12 protein-coding genes are annotated in these 13,846 nt (G+C 63.3%); 5 read left to right on the plus strand and 7 right to left on the minus strand.

Annotated elements, in window-relative coordinates; translation table 11 throughout:
- Window positions 1-15: 15 nt before the first annotated feature.
- From P0D80_RS13410 to gatC, 5 genes are all read right to left on the minus strand, one after another.
- Complete coding sequence (locus P0D80_RS13410) at window positions 16-795, minus strand: exodeoxyribonuclease III (RefSeq protein ID WP_012431400.1); 780 nt, start codon at window positions 793-795, stop codon at window positions 16-18.
- Between the two features lie 46 nt (window positions 796-841).
- Window positions 842-1,681, minus strand: a complete 840-nt coding sequence (locus tag P0D80_RS13415; protein ID WP_408284424.1) for a PPK2 family polyphosphate kinase — start codon at window positions 1,679-1,681, stop codon at window positions 842-844.
- Between the two features lie 133 nt (window positions 1,682-1,814).
- Window positions 1,815-3,290, minus strand: a complete 1,476-nt coding sequence (gene gatB / locus P0D80_RS13420; protein WP_408284427.1) for an Asp-tRNA(Asn)/Glu-tRNA(Gln) amidotransferase subunit GatB — start codon at window positions 3,288-3,290, stop codon at window positions 1,815-1,817.
- Between the two features lie 5 nt (window positions 3,291-3,295).
- A complete protein-coding gene (gene gatA, locus P0D80_RS13425; RefSeq protein ID WP_408176240.1) occupies window positions 3,296-4,783 on the minus strand; it encodes an Asp-tRNA(Asn)/Glu-tRNA(Gln) amidotransferase subunit GatA in 1,488 nt (495 codons plus the stop codon).
- A gap of 192 nt (window positions 4,784-4,975) precedes the next feature.
- Entirely contained in the window at window positions 4,976-5,275 is a 300-nt protein-coding gene (gene gatC, locus P0D80_RS13430) for an Asp-tRNA(Asn)/Glu-tRNA(Gln) amidotransferase subunit GatC (RefSeq protein WP_132376407.1), read from the minus strand.
- A 379-nt stretch (window positions 5,276-5,654) separates the two neighbouring features.
- Here gatC and P0D80_RS13435 point away from each other — a divergent pair, with 379 nt between their 5' ends.
- The 5 genes from P0D80_RS13435 (at window position 5,655) to rodA (ending at window position 12,083) form a co-directional block, all read left to right on the plus strand.
- Window positions 5,655-6,698, plus strand: coding sequence for a rod shape-determining protein (locus tag P0D80_RS13435; RefSeq protein ID WP_004189550.1), 1,044 nt, complete (start codon window positions 5,655-5,657; stop codon window positions 6,696-6,698).
- Window positions 6,699-6,851: 153 nt separating this feature from the next.
- Window positions 6,852-7,964, plus strand: coding sequence for a rod shape-determining protein MreC (mreC, locus tag P0D80_RS13440; protein ID WP_408176241.1), 1,113 nt, complete (start codon window positions 6,852-6,854; stop codon window positions 7,962-7,964).
- Window positions 7,961-8,473: a rod shape-determining protein MreD gene (mreD, locus tag P0D80_RS13445; protein WP_132376409.1), complete on the plus strand. Its 513-nt coding sequence runs from the start codon at window positions 7,961-7,963 to the stop codon at window positions 8,471-8,473. The genes mreC and mreD overlap by 4 nt, the downstream gene beginning before the upstream one ends.
- 141 nt (window positions 8,474-8,614) lie before the next feature.
- Entirely contained in the window at window positions 8,615-10,924 is a 2,310-nt protein-coding gene (mrdA, locus tag P0D80_RS13450) for a penicillin-binding protein 2 (protein ID WP_408284431.1), read from the plus strand.
- A gap of 10 nt (window positions 10,925-10,934) precedes the next feature.
- Window positions 10,935-12,083, plus strand: coding sequence for a rod shape-determining protein RodA (gene rodA / locus P0D80_RS13455; protein ID WP_132376411.1), 1,149 nt, complete (start codon window positions 10,935-10,937; stop codon window positions 12,081-12,083).
- 109 nt (window positions 12,084-12,192) lie between these two features.
- On the opposite strand, the gene P0D80_RS13460 is transcribed toward rodA, so the two are convergent.
- A complete protein-coding gene (locus P0D80_RS13460) occupies window positions 12,193-12,897 on the minus strand; it encodes a tetratricopeptide repeat protein (RefSeq protein ID WP_408284435.1) in 705 nt (234 codons plus the stop codon).
- On the minus strand, window positions 12,894-13,676 hold the full coding sequence (locus P0D80_RS13465; RefSeq protein ID WP_408176242.1) for an HpcH/HpaI aldolase family protein: 783 nt from the start codon (window positions 13,674-13,676) through the stop codon (window positions 12,894-12,896). Before P0D80_RS13465 ends, P0D80_RS13460 begins: the two co-directional genes overlap by 4 nt.
- Between the last annotated feature and the right edge of the window lie 170 nt (window positions 13,677-13,846).

The raw sequence follows: 13,846 nt of genomic DNA on the forward strand, positions 1-13,846 counted from the left end.
CGCCGCGAGTTGTGCTTACTTCTTGACCTTGTGGTCGTAATCCACCGTCAGCGGCGCGTGGTCGCTGAACTTGATATCGCGGAACACGTCGGTGCGTTTCGCCTTGCTTGCGATACCCGGCGTCGCGATCTGATAATCGATCCGCCACCCGACGTTCTTCGCATACGCCTGACCGCGATTGCTCCACCACGTGTACTGTTCGGGCCGCTGGTCGAGCGTGCGGAACACGTCGACGTAACCCACTTCATCGAACAGTTTGGTGAGCCATGCGCGCTCTTCCGGCAGGCAACCTGAGTTCTTCTGGTTGCTCTTCCAGTTCTTGATGTCGATTTCCTTGTGGACGATGTTGACGTCGCCGCACACGATCACTTCACGCTCCTGAGACAGTTCCGCGAGATGCGGCATGAACTCGTCCATGAAACGGTATTTGGCCTGCTGGCGTTCGTCGCCGCTCGAACCCGACGGCACATACACCGAAATCACCGACAGCTTGCCGAAACGCAGTTCGACATAGCGTCCTTCCGGGTCGAACTCCTCGCTGCCGAAACCGATCACCACTTCGTCCGGCTCGTGACGCGTGTACACGCCCGCGCCGCTATAACCCTTCTTCACGGCGTGCTGGAAATAGCCGGTGAAATTGTGCGGGGCCATGAATTCCGGCGTCATGTCGTCCTGCGAGCATTTGATTTCCTGCACGCACAGCACGTCGGCCTTCTGTTCGCCGAACCAGTCGAAAAAGCCTTTCTTCGCCGCTGAGCGGATGCCGTTCAGGTTCGCGGTAATCACACGCAACATGTCGTTCCTTTTATGTTCGATTCGTTGATGAAGCGAAAGGGCACGGTCACTCGACCTTGACGCCCTTCAGCGATTCTTTGGCAGGCGGATATTCGAGCTTGAGCGCTTCGAACGTGCGCAACAGCAACTCCGCGACCATCACACTACGATGCGTCTTCGAGTCGGCCGGGATCACATACCACGGCGCGTACTCCGTCGAAGTCGCGGCCAGCGCGTCCTGATATACCGCCTGATATTTGTCCCACTGCTTGCGCGCTTCGAGATCGGCGACGTCGAATTTCCAGTGTTTGCTCGGATCGTCGATGCGCGCCTGCAGCCGCGTACGCTGCTCGTCTTTCGAAATGTGCAGCATGCATTTGACGATGGCCGTGCCGCTATACGCCAGCAACTCTTCGAACTGGCGGATGTGGCAGCAGCGTTGCACGAACGCTTGCGCGTCCAGAGTGCCGAGCACGGTGGGCACCAGCAGATCTTCGTAGTGACTGCGATTGAAGATCGTCAGTTCGCCGGCGGCCGGCGCTTGCGAATGCACGCGCCAAAGAAAGTCGTGCGCGAGTTCAACGGGCGTCGGCGCCTTGAACGGCACGATGCGCAAGCCGAGCGGATCGACTTCGTGAAACACCGCGCGGATCGTGCCGTCCTTGCCGCTCGTGTCCATGCCCTGCAGCACCAGCAATACGCGGCGCGTCTGCTGCGCGTGCAAGCATTCCTGCAAGGTGTCGAGCTTCGCGCCGATCTCCGACAGACGCGCCCTGTCGATGTCTTTCGAACCGCTCGAAAATGGCTTGGCGGCCGGGTCGAAGTCGCTCAGCGAGAACTTGCTTTTTTTCTTGCCGTCGTCGAAATACGGCACGCGGAAATCGTCGAGTTCGGGTTGCTTGGCCATCCACACACTCCGTGATCTGCGTTTAAAAAGACCCGCAAATGAAACGGGCCGTTGCCCCACTTTCGTTTCCGGCAACAGCCCGCGGTGGCTGAAGCGTGACGCCTCAGCCGTGCTTCTCTAGTTCAGCTTCAACTCAGGACAGCTTCTTCTTCAGCAGTTCGTTCACCTGCGCCGGATTGGCCTTGCCCTTGGTCGCTTTCATTGCCTGGCCGATCAGCGCGTTGAACGCCTTTTCCTTGCCGGCGCGGAATTCTTCTACCGACTTCTGGTTCGCGGCAAGCACTTCGTCGATGATCGCTTCGAGCGCGCCGGTATCCGAAATCTGCTTCAGCCCCTTCGCTTCGATGATGCGATCGGCGGCGGCTGCGTCGGTGGCCTTCTCTTCCCAGATCGCGAGGAAAATTTCCTTGGCGATCTTGTTGGAGATCGTGCCGTCAGCGATACGTTGCAGCAGCAACGCGAGTTGCGTGGACGACACCGGGCTCTCAGCGAAGTCGAGACCTTCGCGATTCAGTTGCGACGACACTTCGCCCATCAACCAGTTAGCCGCGGCCTTGGCGTTGGCCGGCCCGACTTTGCTCACCACCGCTTCGTAGTACGCGGCCATGGCTTTGCTCGATGTCAGCACGTTGGCGTCGTACGGCGTCAAACCGTATTGCGACACGAAGCGCTGTTGAATCGCCACCGGCAGTTCCGGCATCTCGCTCTTCACGCGCTCGACCCACGCCGCGTCGATCACGAGCGGCATCAGATCGGGATCGGGGAAATAGCGGTAATCGTGCGCGTCTTCCTTGCTGCGCATGGAACGCGTTTCGCGCTTGTCCGGATCGTAAAGACGCGTTTCCTGCACCACCGTGCCGCCGTCTTCGATCAGTTCGATCTGACGGCGCACTTCGTACTGGATCGCTTCTTCGAGGAAGCGGAACGAGTTCAGGTTCTTGATCTCGGCGCGCGTGCCGAATTCGGCCTGACCGACCGGACGCACCGACACGTTGGCGTCGCAACGGAACGAGCCTTCTTGCATGTTGCCGTCGCAGATGCCGAGCCACGTCACGAGCGTGTGCAGCGTCTTGGCGTAGGCGACCGCTTCCGCCGCGCTGCGCATTTCCGGCTCGGTGACGATTTCGAGCAACGGCGTCCCGGCGCGATTCAGATCGATGCCGGTCATGCCCGCGAAGTCTTCGTGCAGCGACTTGCCCGCGTCTTCTTCGAGGTGGGCGCGCGTGAGGTTGACGACCTTCTCGTACGCTTCCTTGCCCGCCTTTTCATTGGCCGGAACCTGAATCGTCACCTGGCCGCCCTGCACGACGGGAATTTCGTACTGGCTGATCTGATAGCCCTTCGGCAGATCGGGGTAGAAATAATTCTTGCGCGCGAAGATGCTGCGCGGCGCCACCGTCGCGCCGATCGCGAGGCCGAACTGGATCGCGCGCTCCACAGCGCCGCGGTTCATCACCGGCAACGTGCCCGGCAAGGCCAGATCGACCGGGCTGGCTTGCGTGTTCGGCGCGGCGCCGAATTGCGTCGCGGTACCGGAAAAAATCTTCGATTGAGTCGACAGTTGCGTGTGGGTCTCCAGACCGATCACGACTTCCCATTGCTTGGCCATGGTGCTCACACTCCTGCCGGTGCTTTGCGGTGCCAGTCGGTCGCACGCTGGAACGCGTCGGCCACCTGCAGCATCCGGGCTTCATTGAAATAGTTGCCGATGATCTGCAAACCCACCGGACGCTGCGCATTCGCGCCCGCGCCGAAACCGCACGGCACGCTCATGCCCGGCAAACCGGCGAGGCTCACCGACAACGTGTAGATGTCGGCCAGATACATCTGCACCGGATCGTCGCCCTTCGCGCCGAGGTCCCACGCAACCGTTGGCGCGACCGGGCCCATGATCACGTCGCACTGCTTGAACGCTTCCTGGAAGTCCTGCGCGATGATGCGGCGGATCTTCTGCGCCTGCAGGTAGTACGCGTCGTAATAGCCGTGCGACAGCACGTACGCGCCGACCAGAATGCGGCGCTTCACTTCCGGACCGAAACCTTCGGCGCGCGACTTCTTGTACATGTCGAGCAGATCGCGATACTCCGCCGCGCGATGACCGAAGCGCACGCCATCGAAACGCGACAGGTTCGACGAAGCCTCAGCCGGCGCAATCACGTAGTACACCGGAATCGACAACTCCGTTTTCGGCAACGAGACTTCGACCAGCGTGGCGCCGAGCGCTTCGTATTGCTTCAGCGCGGCGTCGATCGAGGCGCGCACGTCGTCGGCAAGACCGGCGCCGAAATACTCTTTCGGCAGCCCGATGCGCAAGCCGGCGAGCGGCTTGCCGGCGCTGTCTTCTTTCCACGACTTGCCGAGGTAACGCGTGTAGTCTTCGTCGTCGCGCACGAGGCTGGTCGAATCGCGTTCGTCGAAACCGGCCATGGCGTTGAGCAGCGTGGCGCAATCGGCGGCGCTTTGCGCCATCGGACCGCCCTGATCTAGCGACGAGGCAAACGCGATCATGCCGTAACGCGACACGCGGCCGTACGTCGGCTTGATGCCGGTGATGCCGGAGAACGACGCCGGCTGCCGGATCGAGCCGCCGGTATCCGTGCCGGTTGCGGCAGGCGCGAGGCGCGCGGCGACGGCCGCAGCCGACCCGCCCGACGAACCACCCGGCACAGCCTTAACATCCCACGGATTCTGCACGGGACCAAAGTACGAATTCTCGTTGGACGAGCCCATCGCGAACTCGTCCATATTGGTCTTGCCCACGCACACCATGCCGGCCTTCTGCAGACGCGCGACCACGGTCGCGTCGAACGGGCTCTCGTAGTTCGACAGCATTTTCGAGCCGGCGGTGGAGCGCCAGCCCTTGGTGACGAACACGTCCTTATGCGCGATCGGCAGGCCGACCAGCGGGCCGGCGTGGCCGGTATGCAGCAGCGCGTCCGCGGCTTTCGCCTGCGCGAGCGTCAGCTCGGGATCGACCTGGATGAATGCGTTCAGGCTGTTGGCCGCGTCAATCCGCTTCAAATAGAGCTGCGCCAGTTCGACTGCGGAGCATTCCTTGGCCGTCAGTGCGGCGCGCAGTTCGGTCAGACTTTTTTCATGCATTGCGTTTTATCCTGAAGAGCGCGGCAGCGTAGTCACGCTGCCGTGGAGGCGTTCGGCTGCCCGCCGGCAAGCCGAGCCGAGGAAGCCGGAGACGACGGTCATGCAAGCGCCGGAGCCACGAGGCGAGATGCCGCTGGTGGCACATCGCCGGAAGGCTGGCTCGCGCGCCGCGCCCGGCTCGATGCGCGGGTTTTACTCGATCACCTTCGGCACGAGGTACAAGCCTTCCTGCACAGCCGGCGCCGGGCGCTGGAAAGCTTCGCGTTCGACCGTTTCGGTCACCGCGTCGTCACGCAGACGCAGCGCGACGTCTTCGATCTGCTCGATCGGATGGGCAAGCGGCGCGATGCCGGTGGTATCGACCGCCTGCATCTGCTCGACGAGGCCGAAAAAATCGTTGAGCTGGACAAGCGTGTGCTCAGCGTCGGCGTCGGCCAGTTCGAGCCGCGCAAGATGCGCGATGCGTTTTACATCGGTCAGGGTCAGAGCCATGCAGTCACCGGAAAATGTGGTGGACTGCCGCAGCACGGAAAAACAACGCTGCGACAGCGGGTTACGACGCTGGAGGAAGACCTCGAAAAAGGGGCCAGCGGAGGCAAAAAGTGCCGTCCGTTTCCTTCAAAACATCCAAAATTATAAGGTATCATTACGCGTTCGACCCAAACCCGGACCGACTTACCAAGGCCTTTCTGAACAATTCCCAAAGATAGTTCGGATTTTTCTGACCTGGCTTTGCACCGGCCTCCGGTAGACTCCCTCGCAGCTTCAAGTTCCTGTGGCGCCGCTTCCGCCCGGTTGAAGCTGTTATTTTTTCCGCTGCCGCCCTGCGCAACCATTGCGAGGCCCGGCTTCCAGCGAGACAGGATTTTGAATGTTCGGTTTTTTGCGCAGCTACTTCTCCAACGATCTGGCCATTGACCTCGGTACGGCCAACACGCTCATTTACATGCGTGGCAAGGGCATCGTACTTGATGAACCGTCGGTGGTCTCGATCCGCCAGGAAGGCGGTCCCAACGGTAAGAAAACCATCCAGGCAGTCGGCAAGGAAGCCAAGCAGATGCTCGGCAAGGTGCCGGGCAACATCGAGGCGATCCGCCCCATGAAAGACGGCGTGATCGCCGACTTCACCGTCACCGAGCAGATGATCAAGCAGTTCATCAAAACTGCTCACGAATCGCGCATGTTCTCGCCGTCGCCGCGCATCATCATTTGCGTGCCGTGCGGTTCGACCCAGGTCGAACGCCGCGCCATCAAGGAAGCCGCGCACGGTGCGGGCGCTTCGCAGGTGTACCTCATTGAAGAACCCATGGCCGCTGCGATCGGCGCCGGCCTGCCGGTGTCGGAAGCCACCGGCTCGATGGTCGTCGACATCGGCGGCGGCACGACCGAAGTCGGCGTGATCTCGCTCGGCGGCATCGTGTACAAGGGCTCCGTGCGCGTGGGCGGTGACAAGTTCGACGAAGCCATCGTCAACTACATCCGCCGCAACTACGGCATGCTGATCGGCGAGCAAACCGCCGAAGCCATCAAGAAAGAAATCGGTTCCGCCTTCCCGGGTTCCGAAGTCAAGGAAATGGAAGTGAAGGGCCGCAATCTGTCGGAAGGCATACCGCGCAGCTTCACCATCTCCAGCAACGAAATTCTCGAAGCCCTCACCGATCCGCTGAACCAGATCGTGTCGTCGGTGAAGATCGCGCTTGAACAGACTCCGCCGGAACTGGGTGCGGACATCGCCGAGCGCGGCATGATGCTCACAGGCGGTGGCGCACTGCTGCGCGATCTGGACCGCCTGCTCGCCGAAGAAACCGGCCTGCCGGTGCTCGTCGCCGAAGACCCGCTGACCTGCGTTGTGCGCGGCTCGGGCATGGCGCTCGAACGCATGGACAAGCTGGGCAGCATCTTCTCGTACGAGTAAGCGAGCCCGTCTCCATGTCAGTAGCGCGGATCAGGCAAACGGCCCCTTGCGGGCCGGTTTGCCGTTGGCTGGGCCTACCAGCCTCCGCGTGCTGAACGCGCGTCCCTCGCGCGCCGCCGTCTCACCCAACCGCTCACGCCCCCGGCGCCGACCATGGAATACAGTCCGCCGCCCCTGTTCAAGCAAGGACCGTCCGCCCTCGCACGACTCGTGTTTTTCGTCGTGCTGGCGCTCGCCCTGCTGATCTCCGACGCACGCTTCAAAACGCTCGAAATCGTGCGTGGCGTGCTCGGCGCGGGTCTTTATCCGTTGCAACGCGCGGCGCTCGTGCCGCGCGACATGTTCGTGGGCGCCGCCGACCTGGCCGTGACCAGCGCCACCCTGCGCAGCGAAAACGACAAACTGCGCACCAAAGATCTGCAGCTTTCGCAGCAAGCCAATACGGCCGCCGAACTGGCTGCCGAGAACGCTCATCTGCGTGCGTTGCTGCAGTTGTCGCAACGCTCCACCACGGAATCGCTGCCCGCCGAGATCCAGTACGACACGCGCGATCCGTTTACGCAGAAGGTCGTGATCGGCCGCGGTGCGCAGCAAGGCATCCAGAACGGTTCGCCGGTCGTCAATGAAGACGGCGTGATCGGGCAAGTGACGCGCGTGTTCCCGCTGCAAGCCGAGGTGACGCTGCTCACGGACAAGGATCAGGCGGTGCCTGTACAGATCGTGCGCACCGGCTTGCGCAGCGTGATTTACGGCACGCCGAAGGGCGACACGCTCGATCTGCGCTTCGTGCCGATCAGCGCCGACATTCAAACCGGCGACGAACTCGTCACCAGCGGACTCGACGGCGTGTATCCGCCGGGTCTGCCGGTCGCCAAGGTGGTGCGAGTCGACAAACAAGCCGACACGGCGTTCGCGCGCGTGATCTGCCTGCCGATCGCGCCGGTGCGCGGCGCACGCCAGTTGCTGGTGCTGCATTACGTGAACAATGTGCCGCCGCGTCCGGCCGAAGAGCCCGACGCAGCCACGGCCGCGAAAGACGCCAAAGCGAAAAAGGGCGGCAAACCGGCAGACGGCAAAGCTGCGGCGGACAAGTCTCCGGCAAAAGCAGGTGAAAAACCCGCCGCCGCCGAGAAACCTGCAGCCGCCAAGCCCGTCGAAAAAGCGCCGGCCAAACCGGCCGCCGCGGAGAAAAAGCCCGCCCCCGAAAAGAAACCGGCCGCTGAGAAGAACGCGAAGCCGCCAGCCAAGCCAGGGGCCCAGCCATGAACCGTCCGCAATACATTCTGCAGCCGGTCAATCCCTACTTCATCTCGTTCAGCCTCGCCGCGGCGTTCCTGCTGAACCTGATGCCGTGGGGACGCCTCCTCGGCGTGCCGGACTTCGTCGCGCTCGTGCTGCTGTTCTGGAACGTGCACCAGCCGCGCAAAGTCGGCATGGGCATCGCGTTTTCGCTCGGTTTGCTGATGGACGTGCATAACGCCAGCCTGCTCGGAGAACACGCGCTGGCGTACACGTTGTTGTCGTACGGCGCGATCACGATCCACCGTCGCGTGCTGTGGATGTCGCTCGGCGTGCAGACCTTCGCGGTCATGCCGCTGCTAGTCGTCGCGCAACTGGTGCCGTTCGTGATCCGTCTGTTGACGGGCGCGGCGTTTCCGGGTTGGGGTTATCTGATCGACGGCTTCGTCGAAGCCGCGCTGTGGCCGGTCACCAGCGTGCTGCTGCTGATGCCGCAGCGCCGCCCGGCCGATCCGGACGATACCCGGCCAATTTGATCCCGCATCGAGCCCGCCGGCCGTTCTGATGGAACCCACTTTGCCGGCCCGCTCGACGCGCATCGCTGTTCATGCCTTCCGGTTCCGGCCGGAAAAGGCGCACACTCATGATGGCCGTCACCCGGCCTTTTGCAGAATCGCATGACCGAATTCAAGGACACTCAGCAACAGCTCTCGAAGTTCCGCCTGCGCGTCGCGGCGGCGGGCCTGTTCGTGTTCGTCTGCTTCGGGCTGATCGGCTTCCGCTTCCTGTTCCTGCAGGTCTGGCACTACAGCAAATACTCGCTGCAAGCCGATGAAAACCGCATCTCCGTCGCGCCGATCGTGCCGAACCGCGGCATCATCACCGATCGTAACGGCGTCGTGCTGGCCAAGAACTACTCGGCCTACACGCTTGAACTGACGCCCTCGAAACTGAACGACTCGCTCGAAAACGTGATCGACAACCTGGCCACGGTCGTCTCGATCGACGCACGCGACCGCCGCCGCTTCAAGAAACTGCAGGAAGACTCGAAGAACTTCGAGAGCCTGCCGATCCGCACCCGCCTGACCGACGACGAAGTCGCGCGTTTCACCGCGCAGCGTTTCCGTTTTCCCGGCGTGGAAGTGCGCGCGCGCCTGTTCCGCCAATATCCGCTCGGCCCGACCGCGGCGCACGTGATCGGCTACATCGGCCGGATTTCGCAGCGCGACCAGGATCGTATCGACGACGCCAGCGACCAGAACGACAGCGATCCGGACCACTATGATCCGCGTCTGGACGCGAACAACTACAAGGGCACCGATTACATCGGCAAGATCGGCGTCGAGCAGAGCTATGAGACCGAGTTGCACGGCCAGACCGGTTTCGAGGAAGTGGAAGTGACCGCCGGCGGCCGTCCGGTGCGCACGTTGTCGCGCACTCAGGCAACGCCTGGGAACAACCTCGTGCTGTCATTGGATATCGGGCTGCAGCAGGTCGCCGAGCAGGCCTTCGCGGGCCGCCGCGGCGCGCTGGTTGCAATCGAACCATCCACGGGCGACGTGCTCGCATTCGTGTCCGCGCCGAGCTTCGATCCGAATTCGTTCGTCGACGGCATCGACCAGCAGACCTGGGACGATCTCAACAATTCGCCCGATCACCCGCTGCTCAACCGGCCGCTGCACGGCACCTATCCGCCGGGCTCGACCTACAAGCCGTTCATGGCGCTCGCCGCGCTCACGCTGCATAAGCGCACGCCGGGCTGGGGCTTTCAGGATCCGGGTTCGTACACCTTCGGTGGCCACACGTTCCGCAACGACGTGCGCTCGGGCCAGGGCTGGGTCGACATGAACCGCGCGATCGTGGTGTCGAACGACACGTATTTCTACATGCTCGCGCACGATCTCGGCGTCAACAATATCGCCAACTTCATGAAGCCGTGGGGCTTCGGCCAGATCACCGGCATCGACATTTCGGGCGAGGCGCGCGGCATCCTGCCTTCCACGGAATGGAAGCGCAAGGCGTACCACAAGCCCGAACAGCAGCGCTGGTATGAAGGCGAAACGATCAGTCTGGGCATCGGCCAGGGCTACAACTCGTTCACCATTCTCCAGCTCGCTCACGCAACGGCCACGCTCGCGAACAACGGCGTCGTGATGAAGCCGCACCTCGTGCGCGACATCGAAAATCCGATCACGAAAGACACCCGGCCGGTCGTGCGCGACCCGAGCGACAAGATCGCGGTGAAGCAATCGGACATCGACATCATCAAGCGCGCGATGGAAGGCGTCGTGACCAACGGCACGGCGTCGAAGCTGTTCATCGGCGCGCAATACCAGGCCGCCGGCAAGACGGGGACGGCGCAGGTCTATTCGCTGCAGGGCGCGAACTACAAAGGCCACGCGATCGCCGAGCATTTGCGCGACCACGCGCTCTTCATCGCGTTCGCACCGGCCGAGCAACCGAAAATCGCGCTCGCGCTGATCGTCGAAAACGGCGGCTGGGGTGCGGAATCGGCGGGCCCGATCGCGCGCAAGGTGCTCGATTACTATCTCGTCGGCAAGAACAAGCCGGGCGCTCAGGCGGCGGCCATCGAGGCAGCGGCGTCGGCGACCGAAGATGCGTCCGCGCCCGAAGTCGGCGGCGCACCGTTGCCGCCGCAAGACGGAGTTCAGCCGGTCAAGGTCGCGGCGGGCTTCACGGCCCTGCCGATTCCCGGCGCGGCTTCGGCGGCAGCAGCGGCCTCCGCTGCGGCGGCCGCGAAAGCTGCATCCGCGTCAGCGCTTGCCTCCGCGCCGGCTGCTGCGTCGGCGCCCATGGCCGCATCGACGTCCACCGCCGCAAAGAATCCAGCGTCGGGTAAATCCGGCGTCCCGCACAAACCCCGTCCGGCCAGCGCGCCGGCGCCGACTGCCGCCGCTCCGTCGCGCGATGACGGCATTCAGGCCACGTCGCCACGCCAGCCGGTTTCCGGCGGCATCGACGAGTAAGGAGAAAGGCATGCAATTCGACAAGCGCGCCTGGCTCGACCGCATCAAGCGGATGTTCGCGGGCTTCGACCGTCCGCTCGCACTGATCGTGTTCCTGCTGTTGTGCGTCGGCATCGTCACGCTGTACAGCGCGAGTCTCGATGTTCCCGGCCGCGTGGAAGACCAGTTGCGCAACATCATGCTGACGTTCGTGCTGATGTGGGCACTCGCCAATGTGCCACCCACCACGCTGATGCGCTTCGCGGTTCCACTCTATACATTCGGGATCGCGCTGCTGGTCGCGGTGGCGCTATTCGGCCTCACGCGCAAGGGCGCGAAGCGTTGGATCAATGTCGGCGTGGTGATCCAGCCGTCGGAAATCCTGAAGATCGCCACTCCGCTGATGCTCGCGTGGTACTACCAGCGGCGCGAAGGCGTGATGCGCTGGTACGACTTTCTGGTCGGTCTGTTGATCCTCGCCGTGCCGGTCGGCCTGATCGCCAAGCAGCCCGACCTCGGTACCGCCGTGCTGGTGTTCGCGGCCGGCCTCTTCGTGATTTACTTCGCGGGCCTGAGTTTCAAGTTGATCGTGCCGGTGCTGATTGCAGGCGTGATCGCGGTGGCTTCGATCGCGGCGTTTCAGGACAAGATCTGTCAGCCGCAAGTGCAATGGCCGTTGATGCACGACTACCAGAAGCACCGCATCTGCACGCTGCTCGATCCGACCTCCGATCCGCTCGGCAAAGGCTTCCACACGATCCAGGCGGTCATCGCGATCGGCTCCGGTGGTCCGCTTGGCAAAGGCTGGCTGAAGGGCACGCAGGCGCATCTGGAGTTCATCCCCGAGAAGCACACCGACTTCATTTTCGCGGTGTTCTCCGAAGAGTTCGGCCTGGCGGGCGGCATCGTATTGCTTACGCTATACATGCTGCTGATCGCGCGCGGGCTGTATATCGCGGCGAATGGCGCGACGCTGTTTGGACGCTTGCTGGCCGGCTCGTTGACGATGGCGTTCTTCACCTACGCGTTCGTGAATATCGGCATGGTGAGCGGCATCTTGCCGGTGGTCGGCGTGCCGTTGCCGTTCATGAGTTACGGCGGCACCGCACTGACGACGTTGGGGGTGGCCATCGGCCTGATCATGAGCGTCGCGCGGCAGAAACGGTTGATGCAGAGTTAGCGCCGCGAAGCCGCGCGCACGGCATCGACAACACCACAAGCAAAAGGGGCGCTCTTCACACACGGAGCGCCCCTTTTTGTATTCAGCGGCGTAATCAACCGCCTCGGGTTTACTGCGGCTTCACTTCCTTCTGATCCCGCAACTGCGCGCTGAGTTGCTGATACTTGAGCCGCGCCGCCGGATCGCCCTGCGCCGCCGCGGCCGCGTAGTAAGCGCGCGCCACGTTGAGATTCTTCTCCACGCCGTCGCCGCCTCGCTCGTAGAACGAACCCGCTACGTATTGCGCGGTCATGTCGCCGCCCTCCGCCGCTTTCTTGTACCAGACGAACGCCTGCTTGTTGTCGCGCTCGGTGCCGCGTCCATCGAGGAACTGATTCGCCAGCGCCAACTCCGCCTGCACGTGCCCTTGCTGCGCCGCCTTCAGGAACCAGCGGTGCGCCTCGACCGGATCGCGCCCGACGAACTCGCCATCGTCGTACATCTTGCCGTACACGTATTGCGCATGCGACATGTTGGCGTCGGCGGCCTTACGCAGCCATTTCTTGCCTTCATCGATATTCGCGGGCGCGCCTTCGCCGTTGAGCAGCATCATCGCGTAGTTGAACTCGGCGAGCCGGCTGCCGCGCTCGGCGGCCTTGCGGAACTCGGCAAGCGCCGCGCCCAGATTGCCGGCGTTGTAGTCGGCGACCGCGGTTTGCGTCTCCGGATCGTTCGACTTCGCAACGCGGCTGTCTTGCGCATAGGCCACCACATTCGCCATCAATGCCGCTGTGACTGCCAGACGCACCACGACGCACTGCACCATCCCCTTCATGACCTCACCTCCTGCAGCGCCTGGCGAGTCGCGCGCAACATCCACATGACGTCCGCGGCCAGAGCGATGAAACGAAAACCGGCATCGCGATGCTGCTTGGCACCCGCGACGTCCATGGCAAAAATACCGGCGGCAATGCCCGCCTTGTCCGCGGCGCTGACGATGCGCGCCATCGCGGCCTGCACGTCGGCGTGCTTCGAATCGCCGAGATGACCGAGGCTCGCGGCGAGGTCGGCCGGTCCGACGAACAGGCAATCGACGCCCGGCGTCGCCGCGATCTTTTCCACCTCCTGCAAGCCGCGCGCCGACTCGATCTGCACGATGGTCGCGATCTGCGCGTTGGCCGTCTGCACGTAGTCGCGCCGCATGCCGTACCCCGCGGCTCGCACCGCGCCGGCGACGCCGCGCTCACCATCGAGCGCTCCGGCGGTCGGATATTGCGTGAGACGCACGGCACGTGCCGCCTCGTCCGCGGATTCGATATTCGGGAACATCAGCGTGCGCGCGCCGGCATCCAGCACGCGCTTGACGAGCCACGCCTCGCTGGACGGCACGCGCACCACCGGCTCGCTCGGCAGATGCGCGGCAGCGATCGCGCGCAATTGCGAGGCGACGTCGCCGCTATCGTTCGGCGAGTGCTCCATGTCGATCAGCAGCCAGTCGTAACCGGCGTGCGCGAGCGCTTCGGCGGCGGCGTCGCTGCCGAGCGAGAGCCATAGCCCGAACAGCGGATCGGTTTCTTTAAGGCGTAACTTGAGGGGATTGGTGAAGGTGCTCATCGCCGCGCTCCGTGACGATGAAGCGGCGCTTCGCCTGAACTGCGGGTAAGCATGCTGGCCTCGTGGGCCAGATGAGCGCGCGGGCCGTGGCGGCCCGGCTGCTTGCTGCGACGCAATGCGGTGACCGGCATGTCTCGCTCCGTGTGGTTGTCGGAGCGATCATACCGTGA

Source organism: Paraburkholderia sp. RL17-373-BIF-A, from assembly GCF_046030175.1.
In the GTDB taxonomy this organism is placed as follows: Bacteria; Pseudomonadota; Gammaproteobacteria; order Burkholderiales; family Burkholderiaceae; genus Paraburkholderia.

What these genes read in the sequence shown, in the direction of transcription:
- P0D80_RS13410 (WP_012431400.1), bottom strand. Translation starts at nt 795, where the DNA reads ATGTTGCGTGTGATTACCGCGAACCTGAACGGCATCCGCTCAGCGGCG.
- P0D80_RS13415 (WP_408284424.1), bottom strand. Translation starts at nt 1,681, where the DNA reads ATGGCCAAGCAACCCGAACTCGACGATTTCCGCGTGCCGTATTTCGAC.
- gatB (WP_408284427.1), bottom strand. Translation starts at nt 3,290, where the DNA reads ATGGCCAAGCAATGGGAAGTCGTGATCGGTCTGGAGACCCACACGCAA.
- gatA (WP_408176240.1), bottom strand. Translation starts at nt 4,783, where the DNA reads ATGCATGAAAAAAGTCTGACCGAACTGCGCGCCGCACTGACGGCCAAG.
- gatC (WP_132376407.1), bottom strand. Translation starts at nt 5,275, where the DNA reads ATGGCTCTGACCCTGACCGATGTAAAACGCATCGCGCATCTTGCGCGG.
- P0D80_RS13435 (WP_004189550.1), top strand. Translation starts at nt 5,655, where the DNA reads ATGTTCGGTTTTTTGCGCAGCTACTTCTCCAACGATCTGGCCATTGAC.
- mreC (WP_408176241.1), top strand. Translation starts at nt 6,852, where the DNA reads ATGGAATACAGTCCGCCGCCCCTGTTCAAGCAAGGACCGTCCGCCCTC.
- mreD (WP_132376409.1), top strand. Translation starts at nt 7,961, where the DNA reads ATGAACCGTCCGCAATACATTCTGCAGCCGGTCAATCCCTACTTCATC.
- mrdA (WP_408284431.1), top strand. Translation starts at nt 8,615, where the DNA reads ATGACCGAATTCAAGGACACTCAGCAACAGCTCTCGAAGTTCCGCCTG.
- rodA (WP_132376411.1), top strand. Translation starts at nt 10,935, where the DNA reads ATGCAATTCGACAAGCGCGCCTGGCTCGACCGCATCAAGCGGATGTTC.
- P0D80_RS13460 (WP_408284435.1), bottom strand. Translation starts at nt 12,897, where the DNA reads ATGAAGGGGATGGTGCAGTGCGTCGTGGTGCGTCTGGCAGTCACAGCG.
- P0D80_RS13465 (WP_408176242.1), bottom strand. Translation starts at nt 13,676, where the DNA reads ATGAGCACCTTCACCAATCCCCTCAAGTTACGCCTTAAAGAAACCGAT.